The organism is Nostoc sp. (assembly GCF_036917535.1).
Taxonomy (GTDB): Bacteria; Cyanobacteriota; Cyanobacteriia; order Cyanobacteriales; family Nostocaceae; genus Nostoc.
Genome location: NZ_JBALDA010000015.1, coordinates 144,567 through 168,077 on the forward strand (window position 1 = coordinate 144,567; position 23,511 = coordinate 168,077).

Consider the following 23,511-nt stretch of genomic DNA (forward strand, 5'->3'; position numbering starts at 1 on the left):
AATTACCAATTACGAATTACGAATTAGTACGTTGTATCTGAATCAAAATCAAACTGTTACACAAGAACAATGTAATTAAGGCTTTTGGCTTCATACTCAAAATATAATGACCGCCATTGGGATCGCAATGGCCAAGCTACCCCACTGCACCGGAGAAGGTCATGTTCTTAGATAGTTTTCAGGAAAAATTACGCAAACAAGCACAATTATGGAGGGATGAAGGATTAATAAGTTCTTCGCAGTATGAGCAGATAGCAGAACGTTATCAATTTAAAAACTTGGAAGCTGCTGCACGCGATCGCAATAAAGCGATCGCAATCGCTATCGGCAGCATACTTTTATGCTTAGGCATAATTACCTTTGTATCAGGAAACTGGCAGGGAGGATCGCGAGAAATCAAAATTATTCTGATGATGAGTTTATTTTTTGCGATCGCCATCACAGGATTTTACAGTTGGAGGCCACCTGAAGGAAAGAAGCCAGAACGAAGCAAACGCTTACTGGGAGAAGGATTGTTAATTTTAAGCGCCTTCATCTTCGGTGCAAATTTACTGCTGATGGCTCAGATGTTCAATATTGCCGGTTCAGTTTCCCAACTGTTTCTCGCTTGGGGATTCGGTGTTGTGGTCATGGCCTTCAGTTTGTCCTTAAATTCTTTAGGAATTCTATCAATTATCCTTGTGGAAATTGGCTACTGGACTGGACTAGAAGACTTGTGGTACGCTTCAGGTGAGTTAACTTGGTCGCGGCTAGTAGTGCAGCATATGCCTTTGTTGGCATGGCTAGTATTTGTACCCTTAGCTTACTTCTGTCGATCCCGTTGGATTTTTGGTCTAGCAGCCTTTGTTTTTGCTAGTTCCTTACAAGCTAACCTTAATCCACTGCCACTGCTGAATTATGCTGATATAGCACCTTGGGTGGCATCTTTTGCTTTTGCACTGCCACCTGCATTATTCTGGAGTTATGATGACTTACTGTTTCCAACCTTAAATTACAGATTGTTTCAATCTCTAGCCCGTAATTTAGCGTTGCTATGCTTCGGTCTTGTCTTCTACGTTCTGTCTTTTCGTTGGGTCTGGGAATCTCCAGATTATAGTTATAATCAGCCAACGAATTTGACAAACTTATTCGAGTCTTTGCCGATCATCGATTTGGGGATTCTCAGCGGCTTGGCGGTATTGCAATGGTTGTTTCTACTGCGCCAAAGAAATAACCCTCCGCGCCGCGAAGTGATTTTTACAACTGCTGTCATTAGTACATTTCTTGTCTTTATTGCAATAGTACCTTTTTGGCATCAAACTATCAGCCGGATTGATGAACTTGGCATTTTTATTTTCAATGTACTTCTTGCAACATTAGCCTGGGGACTAATTCAAGAAGGATTGAAATTAAGCAACAGAAGTTCCTTTTGGGGCGGTATGCTGTTAGTAACACTGCAAATTATCAGTCGCGTGCAGGAGTACGACACCGACTTACTTTTTAAGTCGCTAATCTATGTCCTGTGCGGTTCTGCTTTAATTAGCGCTGGACTCTGGTTTGAACGCCGCCTACCCGGTGGCTCTAGCTCTACAAGTAAAAAGTAGTGCAAATTCAAAATGGGCTAAACGCCCCGCTACCGCTAACAGAATTCAGAATGGGCTAAACGCCCCGCTACCGTTAACAGGAGTCAGAATTCAGGAAAAGTTCACTAAATCTAAAATTGAATGATTCCTAACTCTTAACTCCTAACTCCTAACTAAAAATCTCTGTGCGTCACAATTTTTAAGTTTCTCTGCGTCAGTCCTAATCTCGTTACTTTTGAACTCCTCAAGACCTCTGCTTTTTAGGACTACGCTCATGACTAATACTTCTTCTGAATCTAAGAATAAACCCTTGTCTCCTGAAGCCGAATTTTCCAATAAGGTGACTTTTCGGGATTACTTGATTGCTACTGAACAAAAATCGAATAAGCCCTTACCTTTTTGGCGGTTACTTGCTCCCCTGGCGCTGCAAACAGGGCTAATTATGGCAGTACCAGCCCAAGCAGTTTATACAGACGTAACAGGTAAGACGGTGATTTTACAAACCGTACCTGTAGACCCTAACAATGCGATCGAAGGTAATACCTTAGCGTTAGATTACAATATATCCCGTACCTCAAATTTGAGCAGACTACCTGGCTGGCAAACATTAGTTAGCAAAGGTCGTGGAAGCGGCAGGAGATTGCCTGAAGGAACCAATATTTACGTGACTTTGCAAGAGCAATTATCTTCTGGTGGCGGTGTTCCGAGAGCTTGGAGACCGTTACGAGTAAGTAGCGATCGCCCTACAACTCTTAGAGCTAATCAAGTAGCCTTAAAAGGTGTTTATCAGGATGGTTCCGTTAACTACGGCTTGGAAACATATTACATTCCAGAAAACCAACGGCAGCAGATTCGGAACGACTTACAAGCCCAACGCGCTCGCAGAGGACAAGTACCGCCGATTGTGGTAAAAGCCAAAGTAGATCCACAAGGTAAAGCAGTGCCACTTAGTATGTGGGTGCGCGATCGCAACTATCGTTTTTAAACTGTTAGGAAAATAAACAGTGCATGTTTACACCACGCCAGGTTTGTCTTTGAAGTTCTGAGCGCTGACTTCCAACGCTCAGAATTTTTTGTTTTTCATTAGACATTTGGTGAAAAAGAATATAGAGACGTAGCATTACTACGTCTCTACAAAGGTTCTAGATAGAGCATGGGCAGTGCCGTGCCCCTACACTTGTGATCTAATGTTGTACGGTATCTGAATGGGAACCGCATTTATAGTGATGGCAACTTTGCCTGTCAGCACTAATTTTAACGCTCATAAATTTCTAATGGTAAATTATCTGGGTCTTTAAAGAAAGTAAATTTCTTACCTGTAATTTCATCAATTCTGATATTTTCTACCTCTAACCCTTTGGATTTTAAATAAAAAACAGTTTCTTCTATATCATCAACTTGAAAAGCAAGATGTCTTAAACCACAAGACTCTGGTTTACTAGGTCGTTCTGGAGGGTTTGGGAAAGAGAATAGTTCGATTTGCGTATTTTCTGCAACTTTTAAATCTAATTTATAAGAATTTCTGGCGGCGCGAAAAGTTTCTTGAATAATCGAAAAGCCTAAAACTTCTACATAAAATTTTTTTGAGCGATCGTAATCAGAACAAATAATAGCTACATGATGAATACCAGTGGTTTTCATTGGGGTTTTGCTTCTTTTATTACAATAATTATGAGGAGAGTATACGTAGATGAGAACACAACCACATTACACGTTGGCGTTATTTGCAATGGCTCCTGCGCCAATGCAAAGGTTAAATTGATTGCAATTGGGAGCCTAGATGGTAAGATAGGCGATCACTCCACCAAAACATCTGCTTCCCTTAAAAACAGTGTTCAGATATATCGCATCATTGAACTACCTAACCGCAATGAAACTGTTGCCCCGTCAGGGATTAGCACTCTCTGCGGCAGCAAGGAGCAGCCGTTACAGTTGAGCCAAGCCGTATTTGTATCCGTACTTTATCATTGTTGTCTGATGTCTAACCTTTTGCATATTTAACTAAAATTTATATTTAATCAGCAAAAAGGCTTATTGCTTTGTCAAAACTTCATATTCAATCAGCAAAATGGCATATTGCTTACTCAAAATGACATTTTACTTTCTCAATCAGCTTAAGCTGCCCAAGTGCAGACGGTATTGAAATATGATGATAACCGCCAGCATTTACAAAAGCAGATGAGCTTTAAAGAATGAAAGCTTTTTACGACTCACGGAATCCACCTCGACGTGCAGCAAGTTCAAGTTCAATTTCGTCAACGTTTACGAAGTTGCAATCTAGCAGTGATCGCCCCAAGCACATCTCACATTTCTTCTCTACGAGACGCTGAGCGCGAACGCTAACATGCTGTTTGATAGATGCTGATTCTGTTTGAGAAAGTGACTTTGATTGAGCAGCAGACTCAATTTCTTGAATTTTACGCTTGATTTCGCTCAGTGAGAGATTTAGGACTTTCACATCCTCTAAGAGTTCTTTGCGTGTCTCGTCGTCTTGGACTCGTGCGATCGCTTTGGCTTTAGTGTATTCAAATCTCCCAGAACGCAACACTTCCAGTACATCAGCAGGAAGATTGAGCAAAGGCAGGCGATTTTTGACAAATGACTGCCAACTCATTCGCCCCAAAGACGCAAATAACTCTTCAATTATCTTGGTTTGGGGTTGAGACATAACGTTATGTCTCAGTGCCGATGGCAGTCCTAACTTCCCACTCCCTACAATGATTATTATTCTTATACATTGGGGATTTTATTTCTTGCCATGTCTCCCTTGGAGAGAAGCCCATCTACACCTGTGCCTCTCTCGCTATCACAGTAGGCGTTATGGTTACTAAATCAATCAGATAGCAAGGTTGCAACTCTCAATAGTTCGACTCTGATGCGAGTCAGGTGTTCTCTCTCACTAGAGGTAGTCGAGCAAAGTTTGAATGAAATCGTCCGCCGTCATGAGAATCTCCGCACGGTCTTCACTGTCATCAATGATCAGCCGATGCAGATCGTTTTACCTTACCTGCACCTGCCATTAATTTATGAAAATCTCCAGCACCTACCCCCAGAGGCGCGGGAGTCGGAAGCGGTTCCTTTGGGAATTAAAGTACGTCAGCAGCCCTTCAACTTGGCTGTTGCTCCCCTGATCAGAACTGCCTTATTTCAACTGAATCCAAAAGAGTATTGGCTGGTGATTACCATGCACCATCTGATCGCAGATGGTTGGTCATTTGGTGTACTTCAGCAAGAATTTCAACTTTTCTAGTGTGAATTCTAGAGTCTGGATTAACTTTTCTGGTTGTTAAATCAACGCCAAACTCCTTGTAGGTTCGCTTAGACGCTGCTTCAGTTAAATCTGTAAAATCTTCCCACCAGTAAAACGGTGTAGCTGAATTAGGTATCTGGGTAGTTATATAGCAACCCTTAAAGTTAATTGATAGATAAACAACTTTATTTATATCAGGTAGATAAACAGCATAAAAGTCAAAGTCATTTACTTTATACTTTTTCTAATGAGTACCATTTTTATCTACCCAAATAGTTTTATTAATTACTCTATTATCTCCCGTATATTTAGCTTGTATTTTGTAAAATTTCTCGTCTTTGTAAGCAACAAAATCAAAAGGTAAATGCTCACAAACAACTGGCGTGAGAACTAAATACCCTTTAAGTGTTAGATCAGCGATCGCTTTCGTTGCAGCAATATCGCCTTTGTTTTTGGTATGATGGAGCAATAACGAATCCTCAATCGAGGAAATCATCATATCACTTCACAGCGCTTGAAGGCTTATGTTGAGTTAAAACGAGCGCGGCAGGGTTCGAACCTGCGACCGATTGCTTAGAAGGCAATTGCTCTATCCACTGAGCTACGCGCCCAAGATAAATTCATGGCTCCCAAAGGAGTCATCTACACTATTATATCGTCTTCGGCTATCAAGAAGCAATGGAAAATTGCAGATTTACTACTAGCAAGGCTAAGATGCTAGTCGCTAGTTAGTTAATCTACACCGAAAACGAAACAAATGGGGTATTGGTTTAGATATATTGAGTTGTCAACGAGTTATTTGCTTGTTAACGCCACCGTCCTTTGGGCAGCTAGCTTCGAGAAGGATCTGGCGATTGCTAGGCTCATTTATACAGTATGCTAGGTAATTTCAGCCTTGGCGATGCTGCCAAATGCCATTATATATTCCATATTAAGAGTGCCCCTGTGAGGAGTTATTTGCTAGTGCCATGTTTATTCTCAAACGGCAGGATGTTGAAATATCAAGCATTCAGCACCCAAAAAAGGATCAGCAAGTGCCGATCCTCAGTTATCAAGGGCAGACTTTTCGCTTGATTAGCGTATTCAAAGCTAGTCAAGAGGAAGAAGCTAGAGCCTTATGGAGAGAATTAACGGATAACCGAGGTAAAGCCTGTGTTTTGCTGGAGGAACCGGAACGCTTTAGCGTTTGGGGTAAAATCCGTTTAGAGCAGCTGGATAGTGACACAGGTGGTCATGGCAAAACGGCAATTTTAATCCAAGCCAGTATTTTGCTGTTGCAAGGTGTTTCTATCGATATTGAAGAGTTTTTAGGTGCTAGGCAAGCTGCCTTATTTGAAAAAGATATTGCGGAGGTGTTAAAGCAGAAGCAATTTCCCCAAGCATCCTCTTTAGAAGCAGTTAAATATTTGGTATCTACTAATCCTTTGCCGACAGCCAAAATACCTGATTGGCAAGAAAATCATGTAGTTATCCTGTTACAAGAACTGCATCGATTAGGAAAAGCTTATTTTGGCAACGCTAATTTTACCAAACAAGTAATTTATAAGCTAGAAGATATGCCAGAAGCCGAGCGATCGCTGTTTATCACTTGGCTAAATCAATCGCCACTGGGTAAACTATGGCAGTAGCATGGAAATTTTTTCACAAAAATCCTGCCACTGGCACTTGCTTTTGGTGTCTGATTGTATATTACCTGACAGACATACTGCAATATATACAGTCTTTTAACTCAAAATACTGCCAGAGTGTATCTACATAGTCAAGTTTTATGAATAACTCTTACGAAAATTCGTTCCTTTCTAAATCAATTTTCACTACTCAGAACATTGTCTTAGCTAATATTGGCTGGGCTGTACTAGCACTGCTATACTTTTTGTTGTTTAGTGCCAAAGTTCCCGGAGCAGATGGCATAGAAAGCCGAGCCGAGTGGTATGTGATTGGTACAAATATTTTTGAAGCTTTAGCTTATTTGGGTGCCAGTATCTTATGCTTGAGGAACTGGCTGAGTCCGCAAATCGTCAGTGGGCGAAATGTTTGGCTCTTAATTGGGCTAGGTATGGTTTCCTATTTCGTTGGGGGGATAATTTTCGGCTATACCGAAATAGTTTTAAAAGATGAACCGGATGTGTCTGTGGGCGATATATTTTTTGTACTGACTTATCTATTACTTGGCGCAGGCATGATTTTAGCTGTGGCTTCCAGACGAATCAATTTAGAAAAATGGCAGTGGCTAATTGTGTTAGCAATTGCAGTGTTCGGTAGTTTGTTGGCATGGTGGATTTCTATGCAGCAGGAAACACCTTCAGAACTGCTAGTCGCTATTTTAAATTGGTTTTACGTAGTTAGCGATGTGGTTCTATTAATTATTGCTACCACTCTGCTACTAGCCTTTTGGGGGGGAAGAGTTTCCCAGTCTTGGCGAATGATTGCAGCGGCAGCCTTTTCGCTCTACATTGCAGATATGTGGTTTAAATACGCCCAAGGCCCCAATTATCAAAGTGGAGAGATATTAGAAGTGTTTTGGGTGTTTAGTGGAGTGTTATTTGGCATGGGCGCTGTCTTAGAATATGACGCATCACTAAGACGAACGCGGCGTACCAGCGGACGTAAACGAGCTTAGTAAGGATTTTTGGTATCTACCGTGAGAAAATTAACAGACTCTGACAAGCAAGAAATTCTGAAGTTATATCGAGAGACTGCCGAAACAACCTCAACTTTGGCAGATCGCTATGGTGTGAGTAACTCGACAATTAGTCGACTGCTAAAAAGCACTTTGCCAGAGGATGAGTATGAATACTTAGTGTCTTTAAAGCGGGCTGCGAGAACTCCTGAGGGAAGGGCACAGGTAAGCTACGAGCAGTTACCCCTGCTGAGTCAACCAGAACCAGAGCCGGAGATAGAAGTTCCACCCAGCGAAAGCCAACCCTTGGAAGTGCCAAAGGTTGAGCCACTACCACGTAAGATAATTCGTGTAGAGCAGGAACTTTACTCAGAGGAAACGGCAAAGTCAATTGCTGCTAGTAGACGAGTGCGGCGACGCCCCTCGGCGACGGAGAAACCCAAACTCCGAGTCACAGAGAAATTAGAAACTCCACAGCCAAAGCCGCCGGAAATAGTCAGCATTCCCATCCCACCGCTAAAGAATGAACATCCAGGAGCGGCTGTCATCGCGCACATGCTAGGCGAAGATTTGCTCGACGAATCCGAGGATTTGGATGATTTAGAAGATGATGATTTAGAAGATGATGACTTTGAGGAAGAAGACTTTGATGATGATGACCTAGATGAGCAAAGACCTTTAGTTACAAGAAGAAGACCAGGTGAAACATCAGTTGAAGTTTTACCACTGTCGGTAGCTAATTTGCCCAAAACTTGCTATTTGGTAATTGACCGTTCCTCAGAATTAATTACGCGACCTCTGAAGGACTTTGGTGACTTGGGACAAATTCCCAGCCTAGAAACCCAGCAAAGAACTCTGCCAGTGTTTGATAACCATCGCGTCGCCAAGCGTTTTTCTACTAAACGCGATCGCGTGATTAAAGTTCCAGATAGTAAAATGCTTCATAAGGCTCGTACTCATCTACAAGCTAAAGGCATCACGCGACTGCTAATCGATGGTCAGATCTATTCATTGTCTACGGTTTAGGAGTTAACAGTTGGAGTAGAGCATTAATTCAGTAATTAAAAGCAGGGCTGTTTCATCTTTGCATCCATGATTTTTCATCCCCTAGATGGTTGTAATTTTACATCTTTTAGGGAATAAAACAGCCCTGACCTATCACCTATGAGAAGTTAGAGCGATTGCACATTTGTCAAGAAAGGGCAGGAAAAGAAGACAAATCGAGCTTGGAGAAAGGCTTTCGCAGGGCTTTGACTACACCTAAGTCTTGGTTTTGTTTTGCAGCAAAGTATTTAATCGGATCAAGGGCCTTGCCTTTATCATAAGCAACGCTGAAATGATCAAGTCTTCGGTAACTGGTCGGAGAATAAGTAATTACCTTCGCCGCCGTGGTATCCGCTTCACTATTTATTGACGACTCTCAATTGAACGGCGACGCAGCCCGAAAGCCTTTGAAATTCTACTGTCAACGCAACGTTGTGCAGCGCGCTATCAAACGAATCAAACAATTTCGTCGCATCGCCACCCGATATGAAAAACTTGCAAATTATACAGCCATGAGCGCTCGCTCGCGATCGCCTACATTTTGTTATAGTTATAGTCTGAAAACACACCCTAGCGCCAAAGAAAAAGACTCGCGTAGCTTGCCGCCATAAGCATCGCAGTCGCTTTTATAGCAGGTTCTCCAAAAGAGTACAAGTCACAATAGTTTTATATTTGTTGCCTGACTTTGCCTTTCGTATTAAAATTTTGAAGTAATGCTTCATGGTTAATGCAGTCAAACGTTCAATTCGGATATTAAAGATGCACCCCTGCATGTCTGATTTTCTATATCACCCTACAGAATTTATCTTCTTCCATTTCCAACCCTTTTTTGCGGTGGACTGTACTTAGGGTATGTGGGGGCGGACGATCGCTTAGGTGTGATCGCGTCACTGGTTAACTATCTACTGGATGCAAAGAGTTGGCTCGTATGTCATCCTAGATTTATGAGAGTTAATTCAGTGATGTCTTTGGTTTTAGTATTGAAAGGCTTTTTCCTTTTAGTATTTACAGACTTCTGAGAGAAATTAAAATCTCTACACAGTGATGATTTTGGAGAGAATCGATGTCAATTTATGTAGGTAACCTCTCTTATGACGTTACACAAGAAGATTTAAGTGGTATTTTTGCAGAATATGGTACTGTAAAGCGCGTTCAAGTACCTACTGACCGTGAAACAGGTCGTCCACGCGGCTTTGCCTTTGTGGAAATGGGAACTGAAGCTGAAGAAACTGCTGCCATTGAAGCTCTCGACGGTGCTGAGTGGATGGGTCGTGACCTGAAAGTCAATAAGGCAAAACCCAAGGAAGACAGAGGTGATAGAGGTTCTTTTGGTGGTAACAGAGGAGGATATGGCGGCGGCGGTGGACGCGGCGGACGCTACTAATCTTGGAAACAAAAAACTTACCAAGAGTCTTAAGGTCAGACAAATAAGAGTCTGTCTTTTTTTTGTAATGTTACCGCCTGCATAGCCATTGATGAAGTCAACTTAGTAGGAGAAATAATGACCCAAGTAATTGTAGGTGACAATGAACACATTGAGTCAGCCTTACGACGATTTAAACGAGAAGTTTCCAAGGCGGGAATTTTTCCAGACATGAGAAAGCATCGTCATTTTGAAACACCCTTAGAAAAACGCAAGCGCAAAGAAGTTGCCAAGCACAGACAAAGTAAGAGAAGTTTTCGTAATTAAGGGCTGACATACAGCAGAATTCAGAATAGGCTGTGCCCCGCTACGCTAACAGAAGTAAAACAGGCTTTATATCTTGTTTTGACAGAAATCGTTGTGTACTTCACCTTCTTTGAATTCTTTTGTAAATATAAACGAATGCCCTCATAAATTTTATGAGGGTTTTCCTTTTGTCTATTTTAAAATCAGCAAACCTAAAGAAACGCTAAAATCAAGTCAGCTTTTGTATTGTAGCGGTTGTGTCCCACATCACTCAGAGGGCGGTTCACTGTATAAATCCTGATTGTCAACGTCCTTATCCTCAGCCTTGGGGAAACAAATTTTGCAACAGCTGTGGCGCACCGCTAGAGTTGTTAGACCGCTATGTTCCACTTCAGCCTTTAGGTTCGGGAGGATTTGCCCAAATATACACGGTTTGGGATGAAAAAACTCAAACAGAGAAAGTACTGAAAGTATTGGTAGAAGACTCGCCAAAGGCACTGGAATTATTTACCCAAGAGGCGGCAGTTTTATCTAGTTTGCAGCATCCTGGTGTCCCCACAGTCGATGACAATGGTTATTTTAACGTAAGCCTGTTTAATCCCAAACCGCACCAACTGCCTTGTCTAGTAATGGAAAAAATCAATGGGCGGACTTTAGAGGAGATATTAAAAAAGTTTCCCCAAGGCTGTCCAGAGGATTTGGTTTTAAACTGGTTTGCCCAAGCTGTACAGATTTTACAAGAATTACACAAACGTCAGATTCTTCATCGGGATATTAAACCTTCTAATTTAATGCTGGGTACATCTTCGCCATCTGTAACCCCGTCTCAAGGACAAATAGAGGGCGATCGCGTGGTACTAATTGATTTTGGTGGCGCGAAACAATTTAGTGCCTCTAAGCTGCGTTCTGTGTCTAGTTCCACGCGATTATTTTCTTCTGGTTACAGTCCACCAGAACAAGTAAGTGGAGGTATTGTCGGGCCAAGTGCCGATTTTTATGCCCTTGGTCGAACGATAATTGAATTACTAACAGGTAAATACCCGCTAGAGTTGGAAGATCGGCAAACGGGTAAATTGCGCTGGCGAACTGCGATAAATGTCAACCCGCAACTAGCAGATTTGCTGGATGAGATGGTGCAAGAAGATGTGCGATCGCGTCCAGCAAATGCAGCTATAATTCAAAAACGTTTGGCGAAGATTTCTCAACCATTACTGCCAGCAGGGGTATTTGCCCAACTACGAGACAAGATTAAGCAAGCCTCAACACAAGCTTCCCAGAGACTTACACTGCTAACACAAGCTATTAAACAAGTTTTAGCTAACTTTAGCCAAGCTGTCACCAAAACCGTTATTTTTATCGCTCAGACAATTATCAAAATTTTCCGAGCTTGTTTGGCGACGATTTGGGCAATGATCCTGAGTAGTATCGGCGCTTGTTTTGGTGCGATCGCTGGTTTTATTTTGGCCTATCGCACCAGCTTGGGGCGTCAGGTTGTGGAATTGATTGGGAGTCAGCTAAACCAATTAGTACCAAATACTCAACCCGTCTTCGGTGCAGATATTTTGGTGTTCGTCGCCGCAGGTTGGGGAACTGCATGGGGGCTGACAGTATCCGGGTGTTTTGGTCAACGGCGGCGGTTTTTAGTGGCTTCCCTGATGGGCATGATTAGCTATGGCTTCGGCTGGTTGATTTTGCAATTAATCACCCCAAAAGATAGCGGCGAGGGCTTAGTGGCAGTGATTTTAGTGGCAGTTTGCCTACTCACTCTGAGTTTAGGACTTCGCAGCCATCATCTAGTGTACGCGGTGTTCGCGGCCTTTGGCAGTGCGATCGCCTATGCAGTTTTGATTCTTTTGAAGTTAGTACCTCCGATCTTCCAATTTACCAGTCAACCAGCTTGGTCAGAGTTATACTTGCCTCTGACTTTTTTTGGGTTTGTAGGCTTCTTTACCAGCTTCTGGTTAGGAGTGAGTTATTACCTAATTGTCCCTGGACTGCGCCTTTTAGGATGGCGATGAAGAAAGCAGAGGAGCAGGGGAGAAATCAATTCAAAATTCAAAATTCAAAATTGAGGATTCAATCCCAATGTCCAATGCCTAAAAACAAGATCCCCCTAGTCGTGTTTTTTCGAGCTAGGGGGATCACATATTTGGTAGTCTATAATTGGTTCGGTATAGTTCCTTACGATTTGATTCTATAGCCTATATTTCCGTTTGAGTAGCCTTACTATTATAATTTATAGTATTTTTACAGCTTCTTAATCAATGCTTCATGCCTGTACTTCCTTATAGAAGCAGTATATGTAAGGATGGCAGTATGTGATGTTCGTAACTTGTCATTTTTGTAAATATCAGTAAAAAATATGAAACTTAAGATTGTTGCCACCGTCTCCCTGTTAGCTTGTTTAGGCTTTGCAGAGCAGGCTCTTGCACTAAATCAGCTAGACTTGGATCAGTTGAAAGCAACAAGTGCCTGTCCTCGGTGTAATTTGAGTGGTGCTGACCTAAGTAAGTTGAATCTAACTGGAGCAAATTTGCGAGGGGCTGACTTGAGCAGCGCTACATTATCTCAAGCTAATCTCACAAATGCCGATCTCACTGGTGCAAATTTAGAAGGTGCAATTCTAAATTCGGTTAATCTCACTGGCGCTTCCTTAACTGGAGCAAATTTGAAATCAGCATCGTTGGAAAATGCTGATTTATCCTATGCCGGTTTCATCAGTGCCAATTTAGAAGCAACAAACTTAAAAGATGCCAAATTGGAGTTTACTAATTTTCGGGGGGCAAACTTCCGACTAACAACTCTAGCGAATGGTGTCGTTACCTCTGATAAACCTTATGGCTGGTCGTTAGAGCGGCAAAATCCCAGAGAATGTAACGAGTTCAGACCCGAAAATACTCTAGGCACAACCTGCTATTCAAAATAAATTGGGGCATTGGGGATTGGGCATGGGGCATGGGGCATTTGAAACCCTTGGCAGCTACAACTTCTTGAAGTACCTGGTGATCGGTAACAGCCCGAAACCCAGCTTTTCATAGGTACAACGTGCCGGGGCATGGCCAGGATCGCCTCCGGTCTCGACCATAGCAACGGACATCCCAGCAACTTTCATCCAATCAAGAGTGAATTCCACCAGAGCGGTGCCAATGCCTCGACGTTGATAGTCTGGATCGACGGCGATCATGTAGATTTCTCCCAAACTGCTCTGTAAGTGGAGTTTCACCGCTACAAAGCCCACGGTTGAACCAGAATCGATCGCAACCCACACCTTTGTGTCTTCTGCCGCACAGACTTCCTCGACGGCCTTTTGCTGGCTTACACGCCAATCGGCAGGATAGAGTTCCTGGTACACGTCAAGATCCATCGCTTTCTGAATCGAATCAAAGACCGGAGTCCATGCGCGAAGGGAAAGACGAATGACGGCATCAAGTTGACGGGGGTCGTATGGTTCAATTTGCATTTCGCTAGAGCTAGTTAAATTCAAAGGGAACTTTTAATAGGGAACAGGGAACAGTGACCCACATTTAAAAACGTGGGATTGAAGCAAGGACAGCGTTTTTCTCGTGCTACGCGTCTCAAAAAACATCTTTTTTTAAGTGAGCTTTAGACTCACAACTAAAGTTGAAAATTTTTTCTGTTAAGAGTTTCCTGTTCCCTCTGACTTGTCAAAAGGTACTATTGTTACCATAAAATAATTTTGCAACAGGTCTATTAATTCTTCCCCTACCTCCTCTGCTTGTTTTAAAGAAGAAATATAGAAATTATTTGCGCCTAACTCATGACTAGAAGTCACGAGTGTACGGCTTGCAGAAATCAACTATCCTTGTATGGCAAAAAGCATTTTGTTTGTTAACATTTCTTTATCATGGGAAAAAAGCCTATAGATTAATTAAATCGATGCTTACCCGTATTAAAGACTTAGCAGCAAAACTAGCACCCCGCTTAATTGAAATTCGCCGCCATATCCACTCTCACCCAGAACTTAGCGGTCAGGAGTACCAAACAGCAGCCTTCGTAGCTGGTGTTTTGTCTTCTAGTGGGCTGCACGTACAAGAGGGAGTTGGTAAAACGGGCGTAATTGGAGAAATCCAAGGCACTACCCAAAATGACCGTTTATTGGCAATTCGCACTGATATGGATGCCTTGCCAATTCAAGAGGGCACTAATTTAGAATATGCCTCTCGTGTAAATGGTATTATGCACGCTTGCGGTCACGATGTTCATACCACTGTGGGGTTAGGAACGGCAATGGTGCTGTCCCAAGTGGTTGAGGAATTGGGTGGGAAAGTGCGGTTTTTATTTCAGCCAGCCGAAGAAACTGCTCAAGGCGCAAACTGGATGGTGAAAGATGGGGCGATGGAAAACGTCTCAGCTTTATTAGGGGTTCATGTTTTCCCTTCTATACCCGCAGGCTCTATTGGTGTGCGTTACGGAGCATTGACAGCCGCCTCTGATAATTTAGAGATTCTGATTATGGGGGAATCTGGGCACGGGGCGCGTCCCCATGAGGCGATTGATGCGATTTGGATTGCTTGCCAAGTGATTACTGCACTGCAACAAGCTATCAGCCGCACACAAAATGCCTTGCGTCCTCTAGTCTTGAGCATAGGGAAAATTAATGGTGGCAAAGCGCCGAATGTAATTGCCGATAAAGTGCAGTTATTGGGAACCGTGCGATCGCTCCATCCTGAAACTCGTGCCTATCTTCCAAACTGGATTGAAAACATTGTATCTAATGTTTGCCACACCTACGGGGCAAAATATCAAGTCAATTATTACCAGGGTGTACCCAGCGTCCAAAATGATTATACCTTGACGCAATTGTTACAATCAGCCGCCGAAGAAGCTTGGAGTAGCGATCACGTTCAAGTCTTACCCGAACCTTCCCTTGGATCTGAAGATTTTTCTATGTATTTGGAACATGTCCCCGGTTCCATGTTTCGCTTGGGTGTAGGCTACAAAGAAAGAATCATTAACCACCCATTACACCATCCCCAATTTGAAGTCGATGAATCTGCCATTATCACCGGCGTTGTAACTATGGCTTATGCCGCTTATAAATACTGTCAGCAAAATTCTTAAACAAAAACTCCCAGCGCTGATGTGCTGGGAGTTTTTGTTTAACTAACTTTTTTTTGCGGATATAGAAAGCTCGAAAGCATCCTACACATTGGATTCGCTAACAACGCCCAATTTCTCTTGAATTCGGGTCTTAGCGGCTTTGAATTCGGTCGCCAGTTGCTCGGTTTGCTCAGTACTCAAGTTGTTACGAATAGCAGCAAACATTGTGCTTTCTTCTTGACGAATGTGATCGCCAACAGCTTCCATAAGCTGTCTAACTTGATCTTTGAATTCAGATGAAGAAGGGCTGATAGTCTTAATTTGGTCTAACACTCGCTTCATCTCAGCTTGCTCGTCAAACAATTCTTGAGTGTTATCTTGACCATAGAAAGGACGTACTGTTGGGTAGACAACTTCTTCTTCAGCTTCAGCGTGGGCAGTTAAATCCTTGTAAATTTGACCGAAGTACTCTTGGATCTTTTGTGGATTGTCGCTTTGCAGGAGTTCGGTGAATAGGGTATTTACCTTGTTGTGATCGAGGCGGATAACATCTTGGATATTTAGATCCTTTTTGTCGCTGTTTTGGGTGACAGCACTACCTACCACACCACTAACTGCGGCCAAAGCGTCTTGAACACGTGCCCAAATTCCTTGATCTGCATCTTGTCCAGTAAGTTCGCGGACACCCAGAATCTCCAGAATGCCTTTGAGTTGCTCTTGGTGAGCGCGGTTCTCAAAGTTAATCGTATTCAAAGGTGCGATCGCCAGTAAAATGTCAGCACCAACTTTTTGAGCAGCTTTGTGAACTATCAAGCCACTCATTACTAATTGATGTTTTAGCAATTCATGCTGAGAGACTTTTTCATAGAGGCTCAACTCCGAGCTTTTGAACATTTCGCGAGCTTTTTCAATGAATTGTGTAACATTTTTTTTGGGTTCAGCTTGAATCCCATACTGACCAATTATGGTTTCTAAAACACCAAGATTTTTTTGATCGTCGTTTATGAAATTTCGGATGCGATCGGCTATTTCAGCATCAAGCCCTTGTGTCAAAAGCGATTGTTCCTTTTCAATGGCCAACTGTTGGAGTGCTTTAAGACTTGCAAGTTTTACAGCAATTGCATTGCGTTTCGTATCATCTAATGTAGCTACCATCTGTGTTCTCCGTCGGCAAAGTGTTCGTAATTATTACTGATATAACCTTGACACAGAGATTAAGGAGATTCCCTCTTTCTTTTGAGCGATCGCTCTCACAACTCTGGGTAGATAAACAAAACTTTTCATTCGAGAAAAATTGAAGCGATACTTCAATTTTTAACATTCAAATTTAAGAGATTATCTATTTGAAAACAACCTATATCTTTGGAATGAAAATTAACATTAAAAAAACTACTTCTTATTCAAGAGGGCAAAATCATAACCAGTTCCACTATAACAAGACTCACAACGCTCAATTTTGACAAGCAAAGCTTCTCCTTGACGCTCACCGGAAGGTGAAAACTGAATCATTCCGGTTGCTCCAGATGTTGAAAAATTGGGATTAGACAATACCCTTTGTAATCCTTCGCGGGTACTATCTTTTTTTAAGCCAGCAATAATTGCTTGGAGCGCATCATAAGCTCCCGCCGTTCTCTGATTTACTTGTGCATTCCAAAGCTGAAAGGCATTTTTTGCAAAGGGGTTATTTTTATTAGCATCACGATGCCAATATACAGGTAAAACCATTCCTTCAAGATCCTTACCATTTTGTAAAGTTGTAGCACTGTACATAGTTTCAGAAGCAAACAGTGGCTTTCTATCTTTAACCTCTTGTGCTACCTTAGTGGCAAAATATATATTTCTGATTGAAGGCATTAGTAAAAAGCCACTTGCGTTTTCTGTTTCTATAGCTTTATCCACAAAATCTTTCGGATCAAAATTCTTATCTGCTAAGTTGCAAGGCGTACTAATAACATTGCTGCCATATTTTTTAATAGCTTGAGTGTACTGTTCTACAAGTATCTGATTTGATGAAGAGGTTGAATTATCTCTTGAACTACGAACATCGCCACAAATAGCAACATTTCTTGCTTGTCGAGCAATGTAGCGAGAATGAGTATCTATTAAATTATCATATAGCGGATTTACATGAAACAAGTAGTTAGTGTTAGAATAATTTAGCTGACTATTTACTGTATTAGTCTTTAATTTTTCTGGATTTTCTGCTTGATTTGGTAGCTCGACTGGCAAGACTAAAACCAAACCTTTGTCTTTATATATTTCTGCTTTACGTCTAACACCCACAACAGCTACAAGGCTTTTATCTTCAACTAATTCATTATCTAGGCGTTCAGAATCTTCTTTATTATCAGCACTTGCAATTACAATTTGCAATTTTTTACCATTAATTCCTCCTTGGTTATTAACTTCATTTTGAGCTTGAGCTACACCACGTAAAATTTCTTCTGCTAAACTCGGATCGAAGTTAATTGGTGCGACGATCGCAACTTTTATAGCTTTTGAATTATCTCGTGCTATTTTGGCATTGTTTAAATAAATTAAAGTTTCTGGGTCATTGCGATTATTTTTCAGAGAATCAGTAAATTTTTTAACGGCAGTACTGAAATCTTTCTCAGCAAAAGCTTTAACTCCATCTGTTTTTTCCGGCGATGTTTGCACTTTCACCAAAATCCTTGTACCCAAATTCATTAGTGAAGGCTTATTTGGAAATGAAGATGAAGTTTGTGTTGGGTTTGATGATGTTGTTATGATAGTAGAAGAAACTTTGTTAATTAACCATAAAATTGCTGCTACCATTACCCCAGCTAGACCAAGAGAAATAAGCAGTCTCAAGTTTTCTTTTTTATTTATCATAAATAATTACCAAAATTTTGCAATGTTTTTTAAAGAAACTTTTGAGAATTGAGCAAAACTAAAAACTTAAAAATATTTAGAAATTATTTTATTAATTATCTCAGACATACCGACAATAATAACTATCAATAAACCTGTTAAAATAACTAGTAGTCCTACAAGTATCAGTCCATTGAAACCAGCTTTGAAAAGATTATTAGTTAGGAGATTTCTGAAAATAAAGACAACAAGTAAATTTGCGATTATAGCAACAACAGTTAAATAAGCTTTTTCTAAAATTGGGCGAGATTGAATAAAGACTAATCCTCCTAAAATTAGCAACCACAATCCAGAGCTAATCCAAGTAGTTCCGAGGAAACTTATAAGTGCGATCGCTAAAAATGAACTACCCGATCCAGCTATTATTGCTCCAGACAATAATCTACTGTTAGAGAATTGTGGTAGATATCGAATTGATTTATGTTGATTTTGTAGTTGTGGTCTTGATGGCAGAGTCGGTGAAATAACTGTAGAGGCTAATGTATACCTTAGCGGTGGCAACTTATTCAGATCTTGTAAGACAGCCTGTGCAGATTGATAACGCTGTTCGTGATTTTCTTGTAGTGACTTATTAAGAATCATTTCTAATTCTTGACTTATAGGTTGCGCTAAATATTGCCACCAATTAGAAGTCCAACCATAGCCTTGTTTCATCCACAAACTCGAAGGAGAAATATTGGTCAGCAGTTGAAAGCAAGTTATTCCTAAACTATAAATATCACTAGACAGAAAAACTTTACCCGTTTGCATTTGCTCAATTGGTGCATAACCTAATGAACCAATAATTGTGCCTATCGTAGTGTTTGTAGGTTCTGTCTTTTGCTTTGCCACCCCAAAATCAATTAGTACTAATTTCCCATCATTTTGACGGCGAATAATATTTTCTGGTTTAATATCTCGGTGAATTACTTGTTGTTGATGTATGTCTACTAGTAGGGATAATAAATCATTTAAAAAATCTCGAATCTTAGCTTCATTAAAAATTCCCTGTTGTTTTAATTCTTGCAACAGATTTTGCCCTTCGATAAACTGCTGCACTAAATACAGATATTCAGCTTCCTTAAAATATGCATACAAATTAGGAATTTGGACATGTTCTCCTAGTTCTTTGAGACGTTTGGCTTCTCGTTCAAACAACTCAGTCGCTTTTTTATGTGCCTGACTACCCTGACTGGCATAAAATTGATTTAGAACCAGCTGCTTAACAACACATCGTTCATTGAGCTTGTCTATATCTTCTGCAATATATGTGCGTGAAAAACCTCCTTTCCCTAATGGTGTGATGATTCGGTAACGATTTCTCAATAGCGATACCAACTGTGTGCCGCAACTGAGGCAGAAATTTGCCCCGTCAGGATTTTTGGGATTCTCGCAATTAGGATTTAGGCAGCAGACCATATAATTATCGCTGTCATTTTATTAGTTTTTAGAATATACCTTAAATTCACTAAAGGCGTTACATTGTAAAGTCTTTACATAAATAATGATGATCTCTTCTTGTTCTTTTAAACAATTGACCTAACTCTACATTGTGATAATTCCGTGTAATTTAAATATTTTTGTAGAGATACCTACCTTATTCTAGTCAATAAAAACAAAGCTTGGCGATCGCTACCCTTTGATCCCAAACACGAAATAACTTGACTTTTAGTAGCCAGTAACTTCATCTTTATTGGTCAAAGATTCTACTTTTCACTAAAGCATTTCTAATTACAAATTCCTCTATGCTAATCAACCGCAATTCTCAAAAGCAATACAGCCTTTCAGGTAACACCTGTTTGCCACAGAAGCTTTTTCTACCCTACTAATGCGGTAACTACCACACATCTCCATTGTGGGGTTTACAAAATTCCCCGCTATTGTGACGATTACGCTAAAATTATTAAAGGTTCTTTACAGAATTTGCTGATCGTTCTCAATTCTGTTAAAACAGCCTAGCATTCAAATGTAAATCTTATAAACACCTTCTAGAGTTCACCAAAAGCTTCTATGACGCTCCCAATTCGCAACGTCGCCATTATCGCCCACGTTGACCACGGCAAAACCACGCTGGTTGACGCACTCCTCAAACAATCCGGCATTTTCCGCGAAGGCGAAGACGTTCCGGATTGCGTTATGGACTCCAACGCCCTAGAACGGGAACGGGGTATCACTATTCTGTCCAAAAATACGGCGGTTCGCTACAAAGAAACACTAATTAATATTGTTGATACTCCTGGGCATGCTGACTTTGGTGGCGAAGTTGAACGGGTACTCGGCATGGTTGACGGATGTCTGCTGATTGTCGATGCCAATGAAGGCCCCATGCCCCAAACACGCTTTGTTCTAAAAAAAGCTTTAGAAAAAGGGTTGCGCCCCATCGTTGTGATCAATAAAATCGATCGTGGTCAGGCTGATCCTCACGTTGCAGTTGATAAAGTCTTGGATCTGTTCTTGGAATTAGGGGCAGATGAAGACCAGTGTGATTTTCCTTATCTGTTTGCTTCCGGGATGGGAGGTTTTGCCAAGGAAACCTTGGAAGCAGAATCGGTAGACATGCAACCTTTGTTTAACGCGATTCTGAAACACGTTCCATCACCAGTGGGCGATCGCAATAAACCTCTACAATTACAAGTCACAACCCTAGATTATTCTGAATATCTGGGACGGATTATCATTGGCAGAATTCACAATGGTACTATCCGCTCAGGACAACAAGCCGCTTTAGTTACAGAAAATGGCAGCATCGTCAAGGGTAAAATTACCAAGTTGATGGGCTTTGAAGGACTCAAGCGTGTAGACCTGGAAGAAGCAACCGCAGGTTATATTGTGGCGGTGGCTGGTTTTGCTGATGCTTATATTGGGGAAACGATTACTGATCCTAACGAACCCCAAGCTTTACCACTAATTAAAGTCGATGAACCAACTTTGCAAATGACCTTCTGGGTGAATGATTCACCCTTTGCTGGTCAAGAAGGTAAGTTGGTGACATCAAGACAAGTGCGTGATCGCCTATTCCGCGAACTTGAAACCAACGTGGCTTTGCGCGTCGAAGAAACCGATTCTCCCGATAAATTCCTCGTTTCCGGTCGTGGAGAACTCCACCTGGGTATCTTAATTGAAACCATGCGCCGGGAAGGCTTCGAGTTTCAGGTATCTCAGCCACAGGTAATTTACCGCGAAGTCAACGGTCAACCTTGCGAACCTTACGAACTCTTGGTGTTAGACATTCCTATTGATGCTGTGGGTAGCTGTATTGAGCGTCTGGGACAACGCAAAGGCGAAATGCAAGATATGCAACCAAGTAGTGGCGATCGCACCCAACTAGAGTTTGTCATTCCCGCCCGTGGTTTGATTGGTTTCCGGGGTGAATTCATGCGGATGACTCGTGGTGAAGGCATCATGAACCATAGCTTCTTAGATTACCGTCAACTCAGTGGTGACATTGAAGCCCGTAACAAAGGTGTTTTAATCTCCTTTGAAGAAGGTGTTTCTACCTTCTACGCCATGAGGAACGCCGAAGATAGAGGAGCATTTTTTATTGTTCCCGGTACAAAGGTTTACAGAGGCATGATTGTCGGCGAACACAATCGTCCGCAAGATTTGGAACTGAATATCTGTAAAACCAAGCAGTTGACAAACCACCGCGCTGCTGGTGGCGATGAATTAGTGCAACTGCAAGCACCGATAGACATGAGCCTAGAGCGTGCTTTGGAATACATTGGCCCCGATGAATTGGTGGAAGTTACACCCCAATCAATTCGTCTGCGGAAAATGTCGAAGAAGTTGGCGAAACGCTAAGTAAAGCCATAACTTAATTGATTTAAAAAGCCCGCATGAGCGGGCTTTTTGTTTTTATTTATAGCAGTCGCCAAAGCCGTTAGGACAGTTCGTGGGAAACGCGCCTTCAACAGGGTACTATGTGATTTTATTGCTGTCCTAAGCTCCCTGTCCGTTGCTATACTTATGAGTTGATCTCTAAAACTTTAAAAGTACAGTATATTCTCTATTTATAACTTAGTTGCGCCACATTATAATTTCATATATTACAACATTTATGTATCTATGAGTTAGCAAAATGGGAGAAGCAAAACGTAGAAAAAAATCAGATCCAAATTATGGTAAATTCTCTAAACGTAAATCTGAAAAATATTTTAATGATGGAGTAACGTTTGAAAAACAAAATAATTATGAAAAGGCTATAGATTTTTATACTAAAGCGATTGAATACAATCCTAGTAATAGTGAAGCATATTTTGGTCGGGCAAATGTTTATGATGAGTTAGAAAATTACATTAATGCTATCTATGACTACAGTGAGCATATAAAAATATCTGGAGGTACTTTTCAAGGCTTTAATAATCGAGCATTAGTATATATGCAGCTTGAACAGAATGAAAATGCAATTTCTGATTTTGAGCAAGCAATTAGACTTGATTCTACCAGACCTTACCCATATCAAAGTCTTGGAACTTTATTATGGGAACAAGGAAAACTTACAAGGTCTATAGAGCTTTTAAAAAAAGCTTTACAACTTTATCAAAATGACAACAATATTGAAGGTTATCAAACCTGCCTAGAAATCACAGATGAAGGTGAAACAAATTTAAACTTGATTCGGATGGCTCGAAACGATCCTTGTATTAATGAAATTGATTGGAATGAATTTGAGGATAACTCAGCAGATTTATGTGAAACAACATCCGATAGTGAAGAAAATGAGTTTGTAAATGTAGAAGATGATTATGAGTGCTATGGAGAACGAGCAGAATATTTTAAAAACTTCGATTTTTATTTGAGTAAAGGTGGAGCTTTTGAAGAAGGTCTTCCTAAAAGCCATAAATATAGATCAGTTAGAGAGAGTAAACTTTTTGAATTTATTCAAAATGCAGTTGACAACGAAGAACAAGCTGCTAATTATATTTTAAGCCAAATCAAAAAATCATCTGATCTTACTGAAATTCAACCAGAATTATTAAATTTGATTGATCAGTCTCTTATATCAAAAAGAGCAAGAAATCTTAATCAAGCTTTCAAATATTACGATCAAGTATTTAATCAGAATCAGACATGGTTTATGCTTTGGTACGGTCTGGCAAAGCTGTTATGTTTATTCCGGGAATATAGAATGGCTTTCGCTTGTATAAAAATTTGTACTTATCTATATCCCAAAATGCACAATGGTCGTCAATATCATTCTGACCACAATTTATCATATCATTATGACCAAATATATTCTTTAGCTATAGCAGGTGAAGAAAATGAACCTTATCTCAAGTCTCTAGGCCGCCCTCTGAATACGTTTAGGGTTGGAAATTCTAATGGTAAAATTAAAGGTAATTCTTTGGTAGGTAGAGTAAAAGTAATCAAACCATAACTATCATCTTCAGCTAAGAAGTCACCAAAAAAAAGCAATTGATAACCTTATTTTTCC

The 23,511-nt window shown here is 40.9% G+C and carries 21 protein-coding genes, 1 tRNA gene and 2 pseudogenes; 15 read left to right on the forward strand and 9 right to left on the reverse strand.

Annotation, left to right across the window (positions count from 1 at the left end):
- Positions 1 to 161 precede the first annotated feature (161 nt).
- Together V7K56_RS05265 and V7K56_RS05270 are read left to right on the forward strand one after the other, a co-directional pair.
- Entirely contained in the window at positions 162 to 1,583 is a 1,422-nt protein-coding gene (locus V7K56_RS05265; RefSeq protein ID WP_334908278.1) for a DUF2157 domain-containing protein, read from the forward strand.
- A gap of 253 nt (positions 1,584 to 1,836) precedes the next feature.
- Positions 1,837 to 2,547 (forward strand): GDYXXLXY domain-containing protein, encoded by a 711-nt coding sequence (locus tag V7K56_RS05270; RefSeq protein ID WP_334908280.1) that lies wholly within the window; start codon positions 1,837 to 1,839, stop codon positions 2,545 to 2,547.
- Positions 2,548 to 2,816: 269 nt separating this feature from the next.
- On the opposite strand, the gene gloA2 is transcribed toward V7K56_RS05270, so the two are convergent.
- Positions 2,817 to 3,203 carry an SMU1112c/YaeR family gloxylase I-like metalloprotein gene (gloA2, locus tag V7K56_RS05275; protein WP_334908282.1) on the reverse strand — a complete coding sequence of 129 codons (387 nt, stop codon included), beginning with the start codon at positions 3,201 to 3,203 and terminating at the stop codon, positions 2,817 to 2,819.
- 30 nt (positions 3,204 to 3,233) lie between these two features.
- On the opposite strand from gloA2, the gene V7K56_RS05280 reads away from it, so the two are divergent.
- Positions 3,234 to 3,563, forward strand: coding sequence for a hypothetical protein (locus V7K56_RS05280; protein ID WP_334908284.1), 330 nt, complete (start codon positions 3,234 to 3,236; stop codon positions 3,561 to 3,563).
- A 202-nt stretch (positions 3,564 to 3,765) separates the two neighbouring features.
- Here the strand turns inward: V7K56_RS05280 and V7K56_RS05285 are convergent, their stop codons facing one another.
- Positions 3,766 to 4,230, reverse strand: a complete 465-nt coding sequence (locus tag V7K56_RS05285; RefSeq protein WP_334908286.1) for a hypothetical protein — start codon at positions 4,228 to 4,230, stop codon at positions 3,766 to 3,768.
- 207 nt (positions 4,231 to 4,437) lie between these two features.
- Here V7K56_RS05285 and V7K56_RS05290 point away from each other — a divergent pair, with 207 nt between their 5' ends.
- On the forward strand, positions 4,438 to 4,812 hold the full coding sequence (locus tag V7K56_RS05290) for a condensation domain-containing protein (RefSeq protein WP_334908288.1): 375 nt from the start codon (positions 4,438 to 4,440) through the stop codon (positions 4,810 to 4,812).
- 244 nt (positions 4,813 to 5,056) lie between these two features.
- Here V7K56_RS05290 and V7K56_RS05295 read toward each other — a convergent pair whose 3' ends face one another.
- Both V7K56_RS05295 and V7K56_RS05300 read right to left on the reverse strand, forming a co-directional pair.
- Positions 5,057 to 5,311, reverse strand: coding sequence for a group I intron-associated PD-(D/E)XK endonuclease (locus V7K56_RS05295; protein ID WP_334908289.1), 255 nt, complete (start codon positions 5,309 to 5,311; stop codon positions 5,057 to 5,059).
- A 39-nt stretch (positions 5,312 to 5,350) separates the two neighbouring features.
- Positions 5,351 to 5,423, reverse strand: a tRNA-Arg gene (locus V7K56_RS05300).
- A 357-nt stretch (positions 5,424 to 5,780) separates the two neighbouring features.
- On the opposite strand from V7K56_RS05300, the gene V7K56_RS05305 reads away from it, so the two are divergent.
- From V7K56_RS05305 to V7K56_RS05315, 3 genes are all read left to right on the forward strand, one after another.
- A complete protein-coding gene (locus V7K56_RS05305; protein ID WP_229492648.1) occupies positions 5,781 to 6,440 on the forward strand; it encodes an Npun_F0813 family protein in 660 nt (219 codons plus the stop codon).
- Between the two features lie 140 nt (positions 6,441 to 6,580).
- Positions 6,581 to 7,432 carry a hypothetical protein gene (locus V7K56_RS05310; protein WP_334908295.1) on the forward strand — a complete coding sequence of 284 codons (852 nt, stop codon included), beginning with the start codon at positions 6,581 to 6,583 and terminating at the stop codon, positions 7,430 to 7,432.
- A 21-nt stretch (positions 7,433 to 7,453) separates the two neighbouring features.
- Complete coding sequence (locus V7K56_RS05315; RefSeq protein ID WP_334908297.1) at positions 7,454 to 8,458, forward strand: transposase; 1,005 nt, start codon at positions 7,454 to 7,456, stop codon at positions 8,456 to 8,458.
- A 178-nt stretch (positions 8,459 to 8,636) separates the two neighbouring features.
- Here the strand turns inward: V7K56_RS05315 and V7K56_RS05320 are convergent.
- Positions 8,637 to 8,786: pseudogene (locus V7K56_RS05320) on the reverse strand (IS4 family transposase); the annotation flags it as partial.
- Between the two features lie 106 nt (positions 8,787 to 8,892).
- Between V7K56_RS05320 and V7K56_RS05325 the strand changes: the two are divergent.
- The 5 genes and pseudogenes from V7K56_RS05325 to V7K56_RS05345 all read left to right on the forward strand — a co-directional run.
- Positions 8,893 to 9,087: pseudogene (locus tag V7K56_RS05325) on the forward strand (hypothetical protein); the annotation flags it as partial.
- A 452-nt stretch (positions 9,088 to 9,539) separates the two neighbouring features.
- Positions 9,540 to 9,860 carry an RNA recognition motif domain-containing protein gene (locus V7K56_RS05330; RefSeq protein WP_012407715.1) on the forward strand — a complete coding sequence of 107 codons (321 nt, stop codon included), beginning with the start codon at positions 9,540 to 9,542 and terminating at the stop codon, positions 9,858 to 9,860.
- Positions 9,861 to 9,977: 117 nt separating this feature from the next.
- Complete coding sequence (gene rpsU / locus V7K56_RS05335) at positions 9,978 to 10,166, forward strand: 30S ribosomal protein S21 (RefSeq protein WP_012407716.1); 189 nt, start codon at positions 9,978 to 9,980, stop codon at positions 10,164 to 10,166.
- 236 nt (positions 10,167 to 10,402) lie between these two features.
- Positions 10,403 to 12,163 carry a serine/threonine protein kinase gene (locus tag V7K56_RS05340; RefSeq protein ID WP_334908299.1) on the forward strand — a complete coding sequence of 587 codons (1,761 nt, stop codon included), beginning with the start codon at positions 10,403 to 10,405 and terminating at the stop codon, positions 12,161 to 12,163.
- Positions 12,164 to 12,507: 344 nt separating this feature from the next.
- On the forward strand, positions 12,508 to 13,071 hold the full coding sequence (locus V7K56_RS05345; RefSeq protein ID WP_334908301.1) for a pentapeptide repeat-containing protein: 564 nt from the start codon (positions 12,508 to 12,510) through the stop codon (positions 13,069 to 13,071).
- A 54-nt stretch (positions 13,072 to 13,125) separates the two neighbouring features.
- Here V7K56_RS05345 and V7K56_RS05350 read toward each other — a convergent pair whose 3' ends face one another.
- A complete protein-coding gene (locus V7K56_RS05350; RefSeq protein ID WP_334908303.1) occupies positions 13,126 to 13,605 on the reverse strand; it encodes a GNAT family N-acetyltransferase in 480 nt (159 codons plus the stop codon).
- Positions 13,606 to 14,042: 437 nt separating this feature from the next.
- On the opposite strand from V7K56_RS05350, the gene V7K56_RS05355 reads away from it, so the two are divergent.
- Complete coding sequence (locus tag V7K56_RS05355; RefSeq protein ID WP_334908305.1) at positions 14,043 to 15,227, forward strand: M20 family metallopeptidase; 1,185 nt, start codon at positions 14,043 to 14,045, stop codon at positions 15,225 to 15,227.
- A gap of 81 nt (positions 15,228 to 15,308) precedes the next feature.
- On the opposite strand, the gene V7K56_RS05360 is transcribed toward V7K56_RS05355, so the two are convergent.
- The 3 genes from V7K56_RS05360 to V7K56_RS05370 all read right to left on the reverse strand — a co-directional run bounded on the left by V7K56_RS05360 (position 15,309) and on the right by V7K56_RS05370 (position 19,496).
- The gene (locus V7K56_RS05360) at positions 15,309 to 16,361 is read right to left on the reverse strand and encodes a hemerythrin domain-containing protein (RefSeq protein ID WP_334908307.1); all 1,053 of its coding nucleotides are present in this window, start codon (positions 16,359 to 16,361) and stop codon (positions 15,309 to 15,311) included.
- A 234-nt stretch (positions 16,362 to 16,595) separates the two neighbouring features.
- Entirely contained in the window at positions 16,596 to 18,059 is a 1,464-nt protein-coding gene (locus V7K56_RS05365; RefSeq protein ID WP_334908309.1) for an ABC transporter substrate-binding protein, read from the reverse strand.
- Between the two features lie 66 nt (positions 18,060 to 18,125).
- Positions 18,126 to 19,496, reverse strand: a complete 1,371-nt coding sequence (locus tag V7K56_RS05370) for a serine/threonine-protein kinase (RefSeq protein WP_334908311.1) — start codon at positions 19,494 to 19,496, stop codon at positions 18,126 to 18,128.
- A gap of 591 nt (positions 19,497 to 20,087) precedes the next feature.
- Here V7K56_RS05370 and typA point away from each other — a divergent pair.
- Positions 20,088 to 21,878 carry a translational GTPase TypA gene (typA, locus tag V7K56_RS05375; RefSeq protein WP_334908313.1) on the forward strand — a complete coding sequence of 597 codons (1,791 nt, stop codon included), beginning with the start codon at positions 20,088 to 20,090 and terminating at the stop codon, positions 21,876 to 21,878.
- A gap of 277 nt (positions 21,879 to 22,155) precedes the next feature.
- On the forward strand, positions 22,156 to 23,454 hold the full coding sequence (locus V7K56_RS05380; RefSeq protein ID WP_334908315.1) for a tetratricopeptide repeat protein: 1,299 nt from the start codon (positions 22,156 to 22,158) through the stop codon (positions 23,452 to 23,454).
- Positions 23,455 to 23,511: the final 57 nt, after the last annotated feature.